The following is a 16,066-nucleotide window of genomic DNA, read 5'->3' as shown; positions in this document are numbered from 1 at the left end:
CCGTGTTGCGTCCTCGCGGGACCGTGTTGTGGATCCGGGAGCTCGTGTTGCGGGTTCAGGAGTTCGTGTTGCGGATTCCGAGCAGCCGACTCAGCGCAGGTGTTCGCCGAAGAAGGCGAGTACCCGGCGCCACGAATCCTCGCTGGCCTCGTGGTCGTAGCCGAATCCGCTGACGCGGGCCAGGAGGTTGAGTGGGCCGAGCGGGAGTTGGTTGGCGAAGCTGTGCCGAGCCTGCGGGTACTCCTTGACGTCGTGCGGGATGCCGCGTGCGGCGAGTTCGCCTTCGAGCTGCTCGGCGGCACCCTTCAACGTCGGGTCCTTGCCACCGAAGCTGGCGACCACGGGGCAGGCGTCGTCGAGCACAGACCTGTCGGCCGGCAACTGACCGTAGTAGGGCGCGGAGGCGTCGAACTCGCCACTCGCGGCCACGAGCGCGAATCCGCCGCCGAGGCAGAACCCCACGATTCCGACGCGGCCGGTGCAGTCGTCGCGTTCGGCCAGCGCGCGCCGGGTCGCCTCGAGGTCGTCGAAGGCCCTACCACTGCCCGCCATCATCGAGCGGAACACCGACCGGACACACCGCACCAGACCTCCGCGGGAGTACAGGTCCGGCGCGAGCGCGACGAATCCCGCGGTGGCGAAGCGTTCCGTGATGAGACGGGTGTCCCGCGTCAGGCCGAACACGTCGTGCACGACGACGACCCCGGGCCACGGACCCGGCCCGGCGACCTCGGATTGAGGTTCGGCGAGATAGCCGCCGATCGTGCCGTCGGTGACGTCGACGGTGGTCTCCACGGGGCCTCCTCGGTCGCCGATCGTCGGGATTCACCCGCGAATGTAGACCACGTTCGCGACCACAGCCGTGCACTCGCACCCGGGCCGCGCCTGCCCGGGTGCGGCCACTGTTCGCACCGGTCCCTGCGCATGCAACACCAGCTCCCGAGTCCGCAACACGAGTCCCGGAGCGCGCAACACGAGCTCCCGAAGGCGCAACACGCGTCCCGGAGCGCGCAACACGGGCTCCCGAGGGCGCAACACGCGGTGCCTAGTGCAGGACACACGCACCGGGTCGAGAACTATTCCTCGATGAACGGGTCGTAGCGGATCTGGTCCAGGGCGGTGCCCGCGACGAGCATGCGGCTGACGGTCGCGCGGATCATCGCGGGCGAACCGGAGACGAGCACGTCGTGGTCGGCCCACGCGCCGTACGACGAGACGACGTCGGCGAGGGTGCCGACCTCGAACCCGGACAGTCCCTCGTCCTGTTCGACCACCGGGTGGACGGTCAGCCACGGGTTCGTCGCCGACAGCGAGCGCAGCACCTCCAGCGCGTACAGGTCCTCGCGGGCGGCACCGCCGTAGAAGATCGTCACGTTGGGGTTCTTCCCGAACCGGCCGAGGTCGTCGAGGATCGACTGCAGCGGGGTGATTCCCGTGCCGCCCGCGACCATGAGGACGTCGCGGCCGGACTCCCGGTCGACGTGGAGTTGACCCATGGGTGCGCCGAACCGCCACACGTCGCCGGGTTGGGTGTGGCTGACGATGCCGCGGGAGACCCACCCGCCTTCGATGGCGCGGATGTGGAACTCGATCGAACCGTCGGGTCGCGGCGCGTTGGCGGGTGACAGGTTCCGCCACAACCGCGGCCGCTGCGGGACCTCGACGCTCAGGTACTGGCCGGGCCGGTACGGGATGTGACGGTCCGGCTCGATCCGCACGAGCGCCAGGTCCCAGCTCAGCCTGCGATGTTCGGCCACGGTGCCCGTCCACGACGGCGGGTACTCGTCGGACTCGGCGGCGTCCTGCATCGAGCGGGCGACGATCGTGAAGGCTTCCGCCCAGGCGCGTTCGACGTCGTCGGTCCAGCCGGGGCCGAGCTGGCGTTTCACCGCGGCCAGCAGTGCCGTGCCGATCGCCTCGTAGTGGTGCGACTGCACGCCGAACTTGCGGTGGTCGCGGCCGAGTTGCACGAGGTAGGGCGCGACGTCGTCGGGCCGGTCCACCGACTGCAGGATGTTGACGATGGCGCGGACGAGCTTGCCGCTGCGCACGTCCATGTGGATCGGGAAGAAGTCGCGGGCCTCGGGGGCGAGGGTGAACAACATCCCGTAGAAGAACTGGGCGACTTCCGGGGTGTACGGCTCGATCTCACGCCACGTCTCGCGGACATGGCGGACCATCGTGGTCACGGCCTCCGGAGCGTTGCTGGAATCCGCGACCTTGGGAATGGGGTTGAGCGGCTCGGCTGTCATATCGCGGCACCGGGCTCGACAACGCCGCCCGCGCCGGGAACGGACCGGGCGGGGTGGTGGGGGGACTTGCGGTCGATACGCACTGTGATCGTCAGGGCCTTCCAGAGCTAGGCGCGCGCGGGTGACCCGGCGGCCGGCGCGGCGCCGCCGGAGGTGGTCGAACCACGACTCGCCCCGGCGAGGGGTCGTGGCGAGTGGCTTCCGGTCACGCTCACTGTCCAATCCGCCTTTCGGTGCGTACGCACGGGCTCACCCTAAATTCATGTGCACCTGCACGGTAGGGCGAACAGGCCCGCTCGTCCTGTTGTTGCTCCGGATGGGTGGCACCGCGGCCGGTTTTGGGGTGTATGTCACTTGTGCCCGGATAGTTGGCCACCCTCAGGTAACGGACAATTCGTCACTTCGTGTGGTCAACTACATCACCCGCTTGGGTGGTAGTGACGTGAACGCGAAGCGGCCCGGCACCCAGAGTTGGATGCCGGGCCGCTCGCGGCAGGAGTGGTGGACGGGAGTGTCAGACCTCCGTCTTCTCCTTCTTCTTGATCTCGCCGCTGTCGATCTTGCCGAGGAAGTCCTTGACCTCCCTCTTGACCACCGGGAGCAGCAGGTACAGGCCGGTGATGTTGAACAGCGCCAGCAGGAACAGCACGGCGTCGGCGAAGTTGATGACCGACTGGAGCGTGAGCACCGCACCCGCAGCCGACATCACACAGAACAGCACCTGGTAGATGCGGATCGACACCTTGTTCCGGCCGAACAGGTAGCCCCAGGCCTTCTCGCCGTAGTAGCCCCACGTGATGAGCGTCGAGATCGCGAACAGCACCACGGCGACCGTCAGCACGTACGGGAACCACGGCATCGCCGTCGCGAAGGCGTCCGACGTCACCGTCACACCGTCGGGCGCGTCGGCGCCGTTCTGGTTGACGTCGACGAAGCCCTCGGTCCAGATCGCCGGCTTGGCGATGACGATGGTGAGGGCGGTCATGGTGCAGACGATGACCGTGTCGATGAAGGGCTCGAGCAGGGCGACGAAGCCTTCGGTGGCGGGGTTCCTCGTCTTGACCGCCGAGTGGGCGATCGGCGCGGAGCCGAGACCGGCTTCGTTGGAGAAGGCGGAACGCTGAATACCGACGATCAGCGCACCGATGGCACCGCCGGCGACGCCTTCGCCGGTGAACGCACCGCTGATGATCTCGCCGATCGCGGCAGGCACCTCGGTGAAGTTGACGAGGATGACCACGAGGCATGCGACCACGTAGAGCACACCCATGGTCGGCACCAGGCGCGACGTGACGTTACCGATCGACTTGATGCCGCCGATGATGACGACGCCGATGATGATCGCCAGGATGATGCCGAACACCAGGGCGGAGCCGTCGCTGCCGAACAGGCCGTCGTCGCCGCCGGTGACGTCCTTGATCTGGGCGAACGCCTGGTTCGACTGGAACATGTTGCCGCCGATGATCCCGAAGAACAGGATGCCGATGGCGGTCAGCACGGCGAGCACCTTGCCCAGTCCGACGCCGAAGCCGTTCGGGAACCGGTCCGCGATGCCCTTGCTCAGGTAGTACATCGGCCCGCCGGAGACGGTGCCGTCCGCGTGCTCCTCCCGGTACTTCACACCGAGGGTGCACTCCACGAACTTACTGGCCATCGCCAGCAGGCCCGCGCAGATCATCCAGAACGTCGCGCCGGCGCCACCGATGGTGACGGCGGCACCGACACCGGCGATGTTGCCGAGTCCGACGGTTCCGGACAACGCAGAGGCGAGGGCCTGGAAGTGGTTGATCTCGCCGGGTTCGCTCTTGTCCGTGAACTTGCCGCGCACCAGGTCGGTGGCGAGCTTGAACCGGCGGACCTGGATGAACCCGAAGTAGACGGTGAAGACGATCGCGCCCAGGATCAGCCAGGAGACGATCCACGGGAACGTCGCGGGACCGATGGTGACCTCGGCGAAGACGAAGCTCGACAGTCCGTCGGCGATCGGGGTGAAGTTGTCCGCGATCCAGTTCTCGACGCCGGCGAAGATTCCCCCTCCGTCCGCCGCGAGGATGTGGGTGGAGCCCGGCGGATCGGCCGCCGCGGCTGTGCTCTGCAGATACATGGTCAGGTAGTTGACCTGAACGAATGGTTTAGGGCAAGCAAATCAAGCGATTTGTTACGCCGCGTTATCGCAACCGGACGTGCCGGGTGCACTCCGCTGCGTCACTCGGCGCAGGTGGGAGTGCTGAACGGTGGAATGGCCGAGATCGGATACCTGACCGATTCTGTTGTGGCGTGGCTCACGCAGATCGGCCGAAAGGGGTCCGGTGATGATCACTGTCGGTACGACTCGGCGGATCGGACGCCCTGGTGTGAACGGCGCCGCCGGTGACGGGTGCCGCGGGTGAACGGTGCTGTGCGAAGGACGCTCCGGCGTGCAGGAGTCCCGCCACAGAGAAACGCCCTCGGGTGCGCCGGTTGCGACCGGTGCACCCGAGGGCGCTCGGGTTGTCGGGCTGTGACGGCCCGTGGGCCGATCAGGCCTGTGGTTCCTTGTCGGTGCGCTGGATCTCGCCGGACTTGATCTTGCCGAGGAAGCCCTTGACCTCCTTCTTCACGACCGGCATCAGCAGGTAGAGGCCGATGATGTTGAACAGTGCCAGCGAGAACACCACGGCGTCGGCGAACGACAGCACGCTGCCGAGCGTGAGCACGCAGCCCACGACGCCGGTCAGGCAGAACAGCACCTGGTAGATGCGCTCACCCACGCGCGACCTGCCGAACAGGAACGTCCACGCCTTCTGGCCGTAGTAGCCCCACGTGATCATCGTCGACAGCGCGAACAGCACGACGGCGACCGTCAGCACGTACGGGAACCAGGGCAGCACAGTGCCGAACGCCTCGGACGTGATCGTCACGCCCTGCTCGTTGTCGGGCGCCTCGCCACCCGCTGCCACGGTCGCCTTGGTGTTCAGCCACATCTGCGGGCTGGCGATGACGATGGTCAGCGCGGTCATGGTGCAGACGACGACCGTGTCGATGAACGGTTCGAGGAGCGCGACGAAGCCTTCGGTGGCGGGGTTCTTGGTCTTGACCGCCGAGTGGGCGATCGGCGCGGAACCGAGACCGGCTTCGTTGGAGAAGGCCGACCGCTGGAAACCGACGATCAGGGCGCCGATCATGCCGCCCGCAACGCCGTCCCCGGTGAACGCGCCGCTGACGATCTGCCCGATCGCGTCCGGCACGTGACCGATGTTCATGATGATCACGAGCAGGCACGCCGCGATGTAGACGACCGCCATCGCGGGGACGAGCCGGCCGGTCACGGCGCCGACGGACTTGATGCCGCCGATGATCACGACACCGATGATCAGCGCCAGCACGATGCCGAAGATCAGGGCGGAACCGTCGCTGCCGAACAGGCCGTCGTCACCACCGGTGACGTCGCGGACCTGCTGGAACGTCTGGTTGGCCTGGAACATGCTGCCGCCGGCGATGCCGAAGAACAGGATGCCGATGGCGGTCAGTACGGCGAGCACCTTGCCCAGGCCGACGCCGAACGCGTTGGGGAACCGTTCGGCGAGGCCCTTGCGCAGGTAGTGCATCGGCCCGCCGGAGACGGTGCCGTCCTCGTGCTCCTCGCGGTACTTCACGCCGAGGGTGCATTCGACGAACTTGGTGCACATGCCGAGCAGGCCGGCGAGGATCATCCAGAACGTCGCACCCGCACCGCCGATGGTGACGGCGACACCGACACCGGCGATGTTGCCGAGTCCGACGGTCCCGGACAACGCCGAGGCGAGTGCTTGGAAGTGGTGGATCTCGCCCGGTTCCGACTTGTCGGTGTACTTGCCGCGCACGATCTGCGTGGCGAGTTTGAACCGGCGGAACTGGATGAAACCGAAGTAGACGGTGAAGACGGCGGCCGCGAGGACCAGCCAGGCCACGATCCAGGGGAAGGTGACACCGAATACGGAGATCTCGGCGAACACGAAGTTCGAGAAGCCGTCCGAGATCGGCGTGAAGATGTCGTTGATCCAGGTCTCGATCGACGAGAGGAGTTCGCTCTCAGCGGCCAGGACGTGGGTGTCTCCCGACGTCGGCGGCGAGCTTGTGAAGACTGCGCTCGGTACAGGCATGACGTAAAGGTTGACCCGTACGGTCTCTGTCAAACAAGACTTTGGGCCGCTTTGTTACGCCGAGTTGTTACACGGTGCAGCGTCGATCTGTGGTAATGCGGCAAACGTGCCGAACCGGACACCCTCTGTCGCGCGACCGCCACACACAGCCACACCGCCTCCGGTAACACTCGCCCCCAAGGGCACCTTGGTCGCGTTGAGTGCAACCAGGGTGCCCCTGGGGGCGGCGTGTGCCGACCCGCAGACCACGCGCCCAGCGCTCGCCAGGATGACGAGTACGCACCGTGGGATCAGCGCGCCCAGCAAGCATTGAGCGGAACAGACTCAACTTTCCTGACGTTGAACTACGTGACAGTGCTCGAACTGCGAGGCTGTCGGCGAGTACGGACGACAGAGGTGAGGGGATGGACGCTTTCAATCCGACCACGAAGACCCAGCAGGCGATCTCGTCGGCGGCGCAGGCCGCGACGATGGCGGGCAATCCGGAGATCTCTCCTGCGCACCTGCTCGGTGCGCTGCTGTCCCAGTCGGACGGGTTGGCGGGGCCGTTGCTGACTGCGGTGGGGGCCGATCCGCAGACGATCCACTCGGAACTCGAGCCGATCGTCACGAAGCTGCCCGCGGCGTCGGGTTCCACGGTGTCGTCCCCGAACTTCGACGGTCACGCGGTGAAGTCGCTGACGCATGCGCAGAAGCTGGCGACGGAACTCGGTGACGAGTACGTCTCCACCGAACACGTCCTGGTGGGCCTGGCGGCCGAGGGCGGGCCGGTGTCGCAGTTGCTGAGCCGCAACGGCGCGACGGCCGAGGCGCTGCGGGACGCGTTCACACAGGTTCGCGGTTCGGCGCGGGTCACGAATCCCGACCCGGAGGGCACGTATCAGGCGCTGGAGAAGTACGGCGTCGACCTGACCGAGCGTGCCAAGGCGGGTGAGCTGGACCCGGTCATCGGCCGTGACCCGGAGATCCGCCGGGTGGTGCAGGTGCTGTCGCGCCGGACGAAGAACAACCCGGTGCTGATCGGTGAACCGGGTGTCGGCAAGACGGCGATCGTCGAGGGGCTGGCTCAGCGCATCGTGGCCGGTGACGTGCCGGAGTCGCTGCGTGGCAAGCGGGTCGTCTCGCTCGACATGGGCTCGATGGTCGCGGGGTCGAAGTACCGCGGCGAGTTCGAGGAACGACTGAAGGCCGTGCTCAAGGAGATCAAGGACTCCGAGGGGCAGGTCGTGACGTTCATCGACGAGCTGCACACGATCGTCGGCGCGGGCGGCACCGGCGAGGGCGGCAGCATGGACGCGGGCAACATGATCAAGCCGATGCTCGCGCGGGGTGAGCTGCGGATGGTCGGCGCGACGACGCTCGAGGAGTACCGCAAGTACATCGAGTCGGACGCCGCGCTCGAGCGCCGGTTCCAGCAGGTCATGGTCGGCGAGCCGTCGGTCGAGGACGCGATCGGCATCCTGCGCGGGCTGAAGGAGCGCTACGAGGTGCATCACGGTGTGCGCATCACCGACTCCGCGCTCGTCGCCGCCGCGACACTGTCCGACCGCTACATCACGGCGCGTTTCCTGCCGGACAAGGCGATCGACCTGGTGGACGAGGCCGCGTCGCGGCTGCGCATGGAGATCGACTCGCGGCCGGTGGAGATCGACGAGGTCGAACGCGCCGTGCGCAGGCTCGAGATCGAGGAGATGGCGCTGTCGAAGGAGAGCGACGCCGCCTCGAAGGAACGTCTCGGTGCGCTGCGGGAGGAGCTCGCGGAGAAGCGTGAGCAGCTCACGGCGCTCACGGCGCGCTGGCAGAACGAGAAGGGATCGATCGAACGGGTCCGCGAGCTGAAGGAGCAGCTGGAACAGCTCCGCGGCGAGGCGGACCGCGCCGAACGCGACTCCGCCCTGGGCCGGGCCGCCGAGCTGCGCTACGGCCGGATCCCGCAGCTGGAAAAGGAGCTCGACCAGGCCACGGAGGCCGCCGAGTCCTCGGAGGCCGCCGAGTCCGAACCCGACGTGATGCTCAAGGAGGAGGTCGGCAGCGACGACGTCGCCGACGTCGTCAGCGCGTGGACCGGCATCCCCGCCGGCAGGCTGCTGGAGGGTGAGACCGGCAAGCTGTTGCGCATGGAGGAGGAGCTGACCGAGCGGGTCGTCGGACAGGCCGACGCCGTGAAGGTCGTTTCCGACGCGGTGCGCAGGGCGCGCGCGGGCGTGGCCGACCCGGACCGGCCGACGGGCTCGTTCCTGTTTCTCGGGCCCACCGGTGTCGGCAAGACCGAGTTGGCGAAGGGTCTGGCCGAGTTCCTGTTCGACGACGAGCGCGCCATGCTGCGCATCGACATGAGCGAGTACTCGGAGAAGCACAGCGTCGCGCGCCTGGTCGGCGCTCCGCCGGGGTACGTCGGCTACGACCAGGGCGGCCAGCTCACCGAGACCGTGCGCAGGCGGCCGTACTCTGTGGTGCTGCTCGACGAGGTGGAGAAGGCGCACCCCGACGTGTTCGACGTGCTGCTCCAGGTGCTCGACGACGGCAGGCTCACCGACGGCCAGGGCCGCACCGTCGACTTCCGCAACACGATCCTCGTGCTGACGTCGAACCTCGGCTCGCAGGCGATCGCCGACTCGGCGCTCGACGAGCGGCAACGGCGGGACGCCGTCGTGTCGGTGGTGCAGTCGCACTTCAAGCCGGAGTTCCTCAACCGGCTCGACGACATCGTGGTGTTCCACGCGCTCGGCACGGAGCAGCTCGGCGAGATCGTCGACATCCAGGTCGCGCGGCTCGGCAGGCGGCTCTCGCAGCGCAGGCTGACCCTCGACGTGTCCCCCGCGGCGCGCGAGTGGCTGGCACTGAACGGCTACGACCCGGTGTACGGTGCGCGTCCGCTGCGGCGGCTGGTGCAGTCGGCGATCGGCGACCAGCTGGCGAAACAGCTCCTGGCCGGCGACATCAAGGACGGCGACACGGTGCGGGTGGAGGCGCCGGAGTTCGAGGCCTCCGAGTCGTTGTCCGTCACCCGCGGTTCGTAACCGGCCGGATGAGTAGCCGTTCCGCCCGGCCTGCCTCTTCGGTGTGGCGGGCCGGGCGGGATACGCTGCTCGCGTGGGTATTCCGGCGTGGATCTGGTTCGTCGTCGCGGCCGTCGCCGCCGTGGCGGGTCTCGCTCTGCTGATGACCGACCGTGCGCGCGAAAGCTCCCGCAACCGGGAACGCGCGCGCTGGGCTGAGCTGCGCGGCTGGCAGTACGTCGACGAGGACGAGGAGCTGCCGCGCGAATGGTCGGGCGGCGCGATCGGCTACTTCGGCGCCGAGGCGGCGGTCAATGTGGTCGCGGGCTCGACGTTCACCTCCGACGGCAGACGTCCGGTGTTCGTGTTCGACATCGTCGCCGACGGGGTCATCCCCTCGGTGATCGTGGCCGTGCGCTGCAACCGCGTGCAGCCCGCGCTGTTGGAGCTGTGGCTCGCGAGTGTGCCGTTCCAGCGCACGGAGATGCCGGAACTGCTCGGGCCGGTCGGCCAGCGATACGCGTTCGCCGACGAGGTGGCCGCGGGCCGCGGCCTCGTCACGCAGGAACTGGTCGAGGCCGCGGACGCGCTCGGCGGTGACGTCGGCGTCGCGTGGATCGAGCAGGAGTGGGTGCTGGCGAGCCTCGCGCCCAACGTCGGCCCGTCGCGGCTGGAACGTCTGCTCCGCGACCTCGGCGAGATCGCCGACATCATCGACCCGTCCGAAGAGGCCATGGAGGAGCGCTACGTGCCGTCGCAGGCACCGGTCGTCGAACCGCCCTCCGATCCGTCCGACACCGAGGTCGACGAGCCCGGCGTGAACGCTCCGGGCGAAGGCGTCAACCGCTGATGCCGACCGCTGTCATCACCGGCGCCACGTCCGGTATCGGCGCTGCGTTCGCGCGCGAGCTCGCAGGCGAACGCTACGACCTCGTGCTCGTCGCCAGGGACGAGACGCGGCTGCGCACGCGGGCGGACGCGCTCGCCGAGAGCTACGGCGTGTCCGTCGACGTGCTTCCCGCCGACCTGGCCACCGCCGAGGGGCGCGCGGCCGTCGAACAGCGGGTGGTCGGCGGCGTCGACCTGCTCGTCAACAACGCCGGGCTCGGCCTGGGGGGCGAGTTCTGGACGGCCTCGCCCGAGGAGTTGCAGCACCAGCTGGACGTCAACGTCACGGCGGTGCTGCAGCTGACGCGCGCGGCCGTTCCCGCGATGCGCGAGGCGGGTGGCGGCGACGTCATCAACGTCTCCAGCGTCGCGGGCTTCTTCTCCGGCCGCGGGTCGACGTACACGGCCAGCAAGGCGTGGGTGACGTCGTTCTCCGACGGCCTCGCCTCCGCACTGCGCGGTTCGGGCGTGCGGGTCATGGCGCTGTGCCCGGGATTCACCCACACCGAGTTCCACGACCGTGCCGGGCTCGAGAAGTCCGGTCCCAAGGGCATCTGGCTTCAGGCCGACGTCGTGGTCCGCGAAGCACTGTCGGACCTGCGCCGGGGCAAGGCCGTGTCGGTCCCGGGCGCGCAGTACAAGTTCGCGGTCGCCGTCGGGAAACTGTTTCCGCGCGGGCTGATCCGTCGTCTCGGCGGGCTGTTCGCGGGCCGCGACCGCACCTGACGACCGGGAGTCCGGAGGGCTTCCGGGGCGGGCGGCGCGGGCGGCGCGGGTCACGTGTGCCACGGGCCGCGGCCGCGGTCGTGACGCGCGCGTGCCAGACTGCCAGCCGTGGCGACACCCTCGTTGGATCAAGCGGCGAAGAACGAACTGGCCAGGCTCGTCACCGAGCTGTGCGTGGTGCACGGCAAGGTGACCCTCGCGTCCGGCAAGGAGGCCGACTACTACGTCGACCTGCGCCGGGCCACTCTCCACCACGCGGCGGCACCGCTCATGGGAACGCTGTTGCGGCAGTTGACGGCCGACTGGAACTACGTCGCGGTCGGCGGGCTGACCCTCGGCGCGGACCCGGTCGCGACGGCGATGCTGCACTCGGCGGCGTCCGACGGCATGGTGCTGGACGCGTTCGTCGTGCGGAAGAACCTCAAGGAACACGGCATGCAGCGCCGGATCGAGGGCATGGAGGTCGCCGGGCAGCGCGTACTGGCCGTCGAGGACACGTCGACGACGGGCGGCAGCGTGCTGACCGCGGTCGAGGCGCTGAACGAGGCGGGCGCGACCGTCGTGGGCGTCGCGACCGTCGTCGACCGCGGCACCGGTGCGCGCGAGGCCATCGAGGAGGCGGGTCTCGAGTACCGCTACCTCCTCGACCTCGACGACCTCGGCCTCTCCGGCACCTGACTCCGCCCCACCATCGGGCGACCCCCGAACAGCCCGTCTTCGGCCGCGTGTTCCCTAACGCAACGGATATGTCCGCATCGCCCGAGTAGGTGGGTGTGGACGGCAGACTGCTCCCTTCCGCGCGACGAAGGGAGCCGATGTTGTCTACCGAAAGTGCCGGGATGACCCGCCGTAGTCTGCTGCGCTCGATCGGGGTGGCAGGTGGTGCCGGTGCGATGTTCGAGTCGATGCGTGCGCTGGGCCTCGTCGCCTCGCCGCAGGCGCTGGCCGTGCCGGATTTCCGCGAACCGCGCGCCGGCGACCTCGCCGCAGGCAGCCGTGGCAAGACGGTCGTGATCCTGGGCGCGGGCGTGGCCGGTCTGACGACGGCGTACGAGCTCGGCAAGGCGGGCTACCGGTGCGTCGTACTGGAGGCGAAGGACCGGGTGGGCGGCCGGGTGTGGACCGTCCGGGCGGGCACCACCGAGACCGACCTCGACGGTCACACGCAGACCGCGAGGTTCAGCAAGGATCCCGGCAGCTATTTCAACGCCGGTGCCGCACGCATTCCGCAGTCGCACATCACGGTCGACTACTGCCGTGAACTGGGTGTTCCGCTGGAGCCGCTGCTGGCCCACAACGCCAACAAACTCGTCCACGGCGAGGGTGTCGGCGCGCAGCAGTACCGCACCGTGAAGGCCGACTACCAGGGGTACGTGTCGGAACTGCTGTCGAAGGCCGTCGACCAGGGTGCGCTCGACGCCGAGCTGACGGCCGACGACAAGGAGGCGCTGCTGACGTTCCTGTCGTACTACGGCGACATCGGCGACAAGAACGCCGGGTTCGCGTACACGGGGAGCAGCAGGCGCGGATACGAGGTCGAACCGGGCGCGGCGGATCAGGAGGGTGTGCCGTTGGGGCCGCCACCGTCGGTGTCCGAGGTGCTGTCGAGTGGGCTCGGGCGCTGGCTGACGTTCGAATCCCGGTACACCCACGCGGAGACGTTGCTGCAGCCCGTCGGCGGCATGGACGCCGTCACGGACGCGCTCCACAAGGCGGCGAAACGCACCGGTGCGGAGGTGATCACGGGCGCCCCGGTGTCCGAGGTCCGCAACACCGACGCGGGCGTCGACGTCGTCTACCGCGGCCCCGGCGGCAAGGACACCCGCATCAGCGGGGACTTCTGTGTGGCGACGCTGCCGCCGAACGTGATGGCGAGGATCCCGACGAACCTCGACTCCCGCGTGACGTCCGGCCTGCGGTTTCCCGAGGCCTTCTCCTCGGGAAAGCTCGGCCTCGAGTACGACCGCCGGTGGTGGGAGCTCGACGAGCGGATCTACGGCGGCATCACCATGACCGACCTCGACGTGCTCAACATCTGGTACCCGTCGCACGGGTTCCACGACGACCGGGGCGTGATCGTCGGCTACTACACCGAGGGCCCGTACTCCGAGGCCTACAGCCGGCTGACCCCCGCCGAACGCCTGCGCCGCGCGTTGGCGCAGGGCGCGAAGATCCACGGCGAGAAGTACCGGCAGGGCATGCGGGCGTCGTTCTCCGTCTCGTGGGAGCGCACGCCGCACATCGAAGGTGGCTGGATGCGCTGGCCCTCGCGCGATTCCGGTGAGTACGACCTGCTGAACGAACCCGCGGGCAACGTCTACTTCGCGGGCGACTGGCTCAGCCACTTCATCGCGTGGCAGGCCGGTGCGATCGACTCGGCACGGTATGTCGTGACGGCCTTGCACGACCGGGTGCGGAACTCGTGACGCGCGGCCGGCCGGGCCCGCGAGCCCGGCCGGCCACCCTCACCGGCGGATGAACGGGCCGCCCGGAAAGCGAAGCGGATATCGGAACCGTAACGGCCGCCGTGAAACCACTCGTTTCAGGGTTTTTCCGGACGCGGAATCTCCTCCGTGCGCGCTATGTTGACGACGACAGGGGTTCGATTCGCAGGGGAATTCGTCGCCGGTCGCGGGGCAGGTGGGGTTCGATGTTGTGGCTGTTGACGGTTCTGGTGACCGTCGCGCATTTCGTCGCGCTCGCCTACATCGGCCTCGGCGGTTTTCTGGCGTGGATATGGCCGCGCTCGGTGTACGTCCACGTGTTGTTCGCGGCGTGGGGCATCGCCGTGAACGTGTTCTCGCTCGCCTGTCCGCTCACCGTCGCGGAGGACTTCCTGCGTGAGCAGCGCGGGCTCGGACCGCTGCCCGGCGGGTTCAACGAGTACTACATCTACGGGACGCTCATTCCGCATTCGATGCTGCCGTTCGTGGCCGTCGGGGCGTTGTTGCTGGTCGCGGTGTCGTACGTGGGCGTGTACGTGCTGTGGCGGCAGCGCGCAGGCGACCCGCGCTCCGGCCACGGCCACTCCCTGCGGCTCGGTTGACCACGGCTGTTCGGCGGGCGGCGTTCGGATGCGCGCTCGCCGACCCGGGACAATGGCCGCGTGACGGCTGACGATCCGAGCACCGGCGACGCCGGGCCCACCGAGTGGGGCGCGAATCCCGAGGTGGGTGTGGGCCCGTGGGAAGGTCCGTGGCCCAACGACGAGCGCTACGACCCGGAACTGCTCGCCGAGGGCGACCGCCGCAACGTCGTCGACGCCTACCGGTACTGGCGGCGCGAGGCGATCGTCGCGGACATGGACACGCGGCGGAACCCGTTCCACGTGGCGATCGAGAACTGGCAGCACGACCACAACATCGGCACCGTGGTGCGGACGGCCAACGCGTTCGCCGCCGCGGCCGTGCACATCGTCGGCAAACGCCGCTGGAACCGTCGCGGCGCGATGGTGACGGACCGGTACCAGCACCTTCACCACCACCCGACGGTCGACGGGCTCGTCGAGTTCGCCACCGCGCGGGCGCTGCCGATCGTGGCGGTCGACAACACCCCGGGCGCGCAGCCGCTGGAGACAGCGTCGGTGCCGCGCGAGTGCGTGCTGCTGTTCGGGCAGGAAGGCCCCGGGCTGTCGAAGGCCGCCCAGGACGCGGCGTCGCTCGTCGTGTCGATCGCGCAGTTCGGCACGACCCGTTCGATCAACGCCGGCGTCGCGGCGGGCATCGTCATGCACACGTGGGTTCGGCAGCACGCCGACGTCGCCGACGCCTGGGACTGAGGGCCGGGTCCAACGGCACGCGCCCGGCGTCCGGGGCCGATGTCCGGGTCCGACGCCGAGCCGGTGCCCGAGTCCGACGGCTACGCGGTCACGACGGTCGTCCGCACCCGCACGGGCGTGGCCAGGCTGCTCGCGACGAAGCACTCACGGTGGGCCCGTTCGGCGAGGTCGAGCACCGTCGGCTCGTCCGTCCCCGCAGCCACCTGCACGGTGACGTCCAGCTGGATCGTGCCGAGCCGCACGGGTTCCGCGGCGGTGTCGAGCCGGCTGGTGCCCCGGTCCTCGTAGGCGAGGACGTCGATCCCGGCGCGTGCCGCGGCGCCGAGGAACGACAGCAGCTGGCACGACGACGCGGCCATAACGACGAGCTGTTCCGGATTGAGCAGGCCGGGATCACCGCGGAAGGCCGGGTCAGCGCTCAGCTCGACGGCTGCGGTGGCGGGAGGGGCGGCGGCGGTGTGGGCGCGGGAATAGGAACGGATCCCGTGGGCGGTCGAGCCGGACCAGCTCAGCTGTGTCTCGTAGTCGGTCATGCGCCGGACAGTAGGTCCGGAATCGTGCGGCGCACGCCGAAACGTCTGCGGCGTACGGTCGCACCATGAGTCGGGACCGGGACCTCACGCGGGTCGGCGCCGCGTTGGCGGCGCCGGCCCGCGCGGTCTTCGTGAACCTGCTGCTCGACGGCACCGCGCGGCCGGCCGGGGAACTGGGCAGGGCGGCCGGGGTGCGGGCGTCCACCGCGTCGGAACACCTCGGTGTTTTGGTCGACGCGGGCCTCGTGACGTGCGAGAAGCGCGGCAGGCACCGCTACTACGCACTGGCGGGCCCGGACGTCGCCTCGGCGGTCGAGGCGCTCGGATCCGTGGCCGACAGCCTTCCGGTGACGAGCCTGCGGCGCAGCCGGGAGGCGCACCGGCTGGGTGCGGCCAGGTTCTGTTACGACCACCTCGCAGGCCGGTTGGCGGTCGCGCTCGTGGACGCGTGGACCGACGGCGGGTGGCTCCGGGACCGCGACGCGCTGGCGTTGACCGACACCGGCGCCGCCGGATTCCGCGAACTCGGGGTGGACGTCGACGGTGCGGTACGGACGCGTCGGCCCACGACGCGCGTGTGTCTGGATTGGACGGAACGGCGACTCCATCTGAGTGGAGCGTTGGGCGCGGCCGTTGCCTCCCGGTTCGTCGAAGCCGGCTGGGTGACGCGACATGCGTCCGGGCGTGGTGTGGCTGTCACGTCGGCGGGCCGTGACCTTCTCCAAGGGGCGTGGGGGATCGCCGCCTGACGGCACGGTCCGAACCTGCA

At 69.0% G+C, this 16,066-nt stretch carries 13 protein-coding genes; 8 read left to right on the top strand and 5 right to left on the bottom strand.

Features of this window, described 5'->3' with window-relative positions; translation table 11 throughout:
- Positions 1 to 90: 90 nt before the first annotated feature.
- The 4 genes from LY13_RS22225 to LY13_RS22210 form a co-directional block, all read right to left on the bottom strand.
- Complete coding sequence (locus tag LY13_RS22225; protein ID WP_253830496.1) at positions 91 to 795, bottom strand: dienelactone hydrolase family protein; 705 nt, start codon at positions 793 to 795, stop codon at positions 91 to 93.
- 281 nt (positions 796 to 1,076) lie between these two features.
- Complete coding sequence (locus tag LY13_RS22220) at positions 1,077 to 2,252, bottom strand: globin domain-containing protein (protein WP_253830495.1); 1,176 nt, start codon at positions 2,250 to 2,252, stop codon at positions 1,077 to 1,079.
- Between the two features lie 514 nt (positions 2,253 to 2,766).
- A complete protein-coding gene (locus LY13_RS22215) occupies positions 2,767 to 4,356 on the bottom strand; it encodes an alanine/glycine:cation symporter family protein (protein ID WP_253830494.1) in 1,590 nt (529 codons plus the stop codon).
- A 415-nt stretch (positions 4,357 to 4,771) separates the two neighbouring features.
- Positions 4,772 to 6,373: an alanine/glycine:cation symporter family protein gene (locus LY13_RS22210; protein WP_253830493.1), complete on the bottom strand. Its 1,602-nt coding sequence runs from the start codon at positions 6,371 to 6,373 to the stop codon at positions 4,772 to 4,774.
- A gap of 404 nt (positions 6,374 to 6,777) precedes the next feature.
- On the opposite strand from LY13_RS22210, the gene clpB reads away from it, so the two are divergent.
- From clpB to LY13_RS22175, 7 genes are all read left to right on the top strand, one after another.
- On the top strand, positions 6,778 to 9,393 hold the full coding sequence (clpB, locus tag LY13_RS22205) for an ATP-dependent chaperone ClpB (protein WP_253830492.1): 2,616 nt from the start codon (positions 6,778 to 6,780) through the stop codon (positions 9,391 to 9,393).
- Between the two features lie 73 nt (positions 9,394 to 9,466).
- Positions 9,467 to 10,222 carry a TtfA family protein gene (locus tag LY13_RS22200; RefSeq protein WP_253830491.1) on the top strand — a complete coding sequence of 252 codons (756 nt, stop codon included), beginning with the start codon at positions 9,467 to 9,469 and terminating at the stop codon, positions 10,220 to 10,222.
- Positions 10,222 to 10,986: an SDR family NAD(P)-dependent oxidoreductase gene (locus LY13_RS22195; RefSeq protein WP_253830490.1), complete on the top strand. Its 765-nt coding sequence runs from the start codon at positions 10,222 to 10,224 to the stop codon at positions 10,984 to 10,986. Before LY13_RS22200 ends, LY13_RS22195 begins: the two co-directional genes overlap by 1 nt.
- Before the next feature lie 108 nt (positions 10,987 to 11,094).
- Entirely contained in the window at positions 11,095 to 11,664 is a 570-nt protein-coding gene (gene pyrE, locus LY13_RS22190) for an orotate phosphoribosyltransferase (RefSeq protein WP_253830489.1), read from the top strand.
- A gap of 161 nt (positions 11,665 to 11,825) precedes the next feature.
- On the top strand, positions 11,826 to 13,412 hold the full coding sequence (locus tag LY13_RS22185) for a flavin monoamine oxidase family protein (protein WP_253830488.1): 1,587 nt from the start codon (positions 11,826 to 11,828) through the stop codon (positions 13,410 to 13,412).
- Between the two features lie 224 nt (positions 13,413 to 13,636).
- Entirely contained in the window at positions 13,637 to 14,032 is a 396-nt protein-coding gene (locus LY13_RS22180; protein WP_253830487.1) for a DUF2784 domain-containing protein, read from the top strand.
- Between the two features lie 60 nt (positions 14,033 to 14,092).
- Complete coding sequence (locus tag LY13_RS22175; RefSeq protein WP_253830486.1) at positions 14,093 to 14,764, top strand: TrmH family RNA methyltransferase; 672 nt, start codon at positions 14,093 to 14,095, stop codon at positions 14,762 to 14,764.
- A gap of 80 nt (positions 14,765 to 14,844) precedes the next feature.
- Here the strand turns inward: LY13_RS22175 and LY13_RS22170 are convergent, their stop codons facing one another.
- Positions 14,845 to 15,297 carry an OsmC family protein gene (locus LY13_RS22170; protein WP_253830485.1) on the bottom strand — a complete coding sequence of 151 codons (453 nt, stop codon included), beginning with the start codon at positions 15,295 to 15,297 and terminating at the stop codon, positions 14,845 to 14,847.
- Positions 15,298 to 15,362: 65 nt separating this feature from the next.
- Between LY13_RS22170 and LY13_RS22165 the strand changes: the two genes are divergently transcribed.
- Positions 15,363 to 16,046 (top strand): ArsR/SmtB family transcription factor, encoded by a 684-nt coding sequence (locus LY13_RS22165; protein WP_253830484.1) that lies wholly within the window; start codon positions 15,363 to 15,365, stop codon positions 16,044 to 16,046.
- Positions 16,047 to 16,066 lie beyond the last annotated feature (20 nt).

Source organism: Prauserella aidingensis (assembly GCF_024171865.1).
GTDB classification, from domain to species: domain Bacteria; phylum Actinomycetota; class Actinomycetes; order Mycobacteriales; family Pseudonocardiaceae; genus Prauserella; species Prauserella aidingensis.
Note: the sequence above shows the minus strand (reverse complement) of the source record. Positions and strands in the feature narration are given on the sequence as shown.

What these genes read in the sequence shown, in the direction of transcription:
- LY13_RS22210 (WP_253830493.1), bottom strand. Translation starts at nt 6,373, where the DNA reads ATGCCTGTACCGAGCGCAGTCTTCACAAGCTCGCCGCCGACGTCGGGA.
- LY13_RS22165 (WP_253830484.1), top strand. Translation starts at nt 15,363, where the DNA reads ATGAGTCGGGACCGGGACCTCACGCGGGTCGGCGCCGCGTTGGCGGCG.
- LY13_RS22180 (WP_253830487.1), top strand. Translation starts at nt 13,637, where the DNA reads ATGTTGTGGCTGTTGACGGTTCTGGTGACCGTCGCGCATTTCGTCGCG.
- LY13_RS22220 (WP_253830495.1), bottom strand. Translation starts at nt 2,252, where the DNA reads ATGACAGCCGAGCCGCTCAACCCCATTCCCAAGGTCGCGGATTCCAGC.
- LY13_RS22170 (WP_253830485.1), bottom strand. Translation starts at nt 15,297, where the DNA reads ATGACCGACTACGAGACACAGCTGAGCTGGTCCGGCTCGACCGCCCAC.
- LY13_RS22215 (WP_253830494.1), bottom strand. Translation starts at nt 4,356, where the DNA reads ATGTATCTGCAGAGCACAGCCGCGGCGGCCGATCCGCCGGGCTCCACC.
- clpB (WP_253830492.1), top strand. Translation starts at nt 6,778, where the DNA reads ATGGACGCTTTCAATCCGACCACGAAGACCCAGCAGGCGATCTCGTCG.
- LY13_RS22185 (WP_253830488.1), top strand. Translation starts at nt 11,826, where the DNA reads ATGACCCGCCGTAGTCTGCTGCGCTCGATCGGGGTGGCAGGTGGTGCC.
- LY13_RS22195 (WP_253830490.1), top strand. Translation starts at nt 10,222, where the DNA reads ATGCCGACCGCTGTCATCACCGGCGCCACGTCCGGTATCGGCGCTGCG.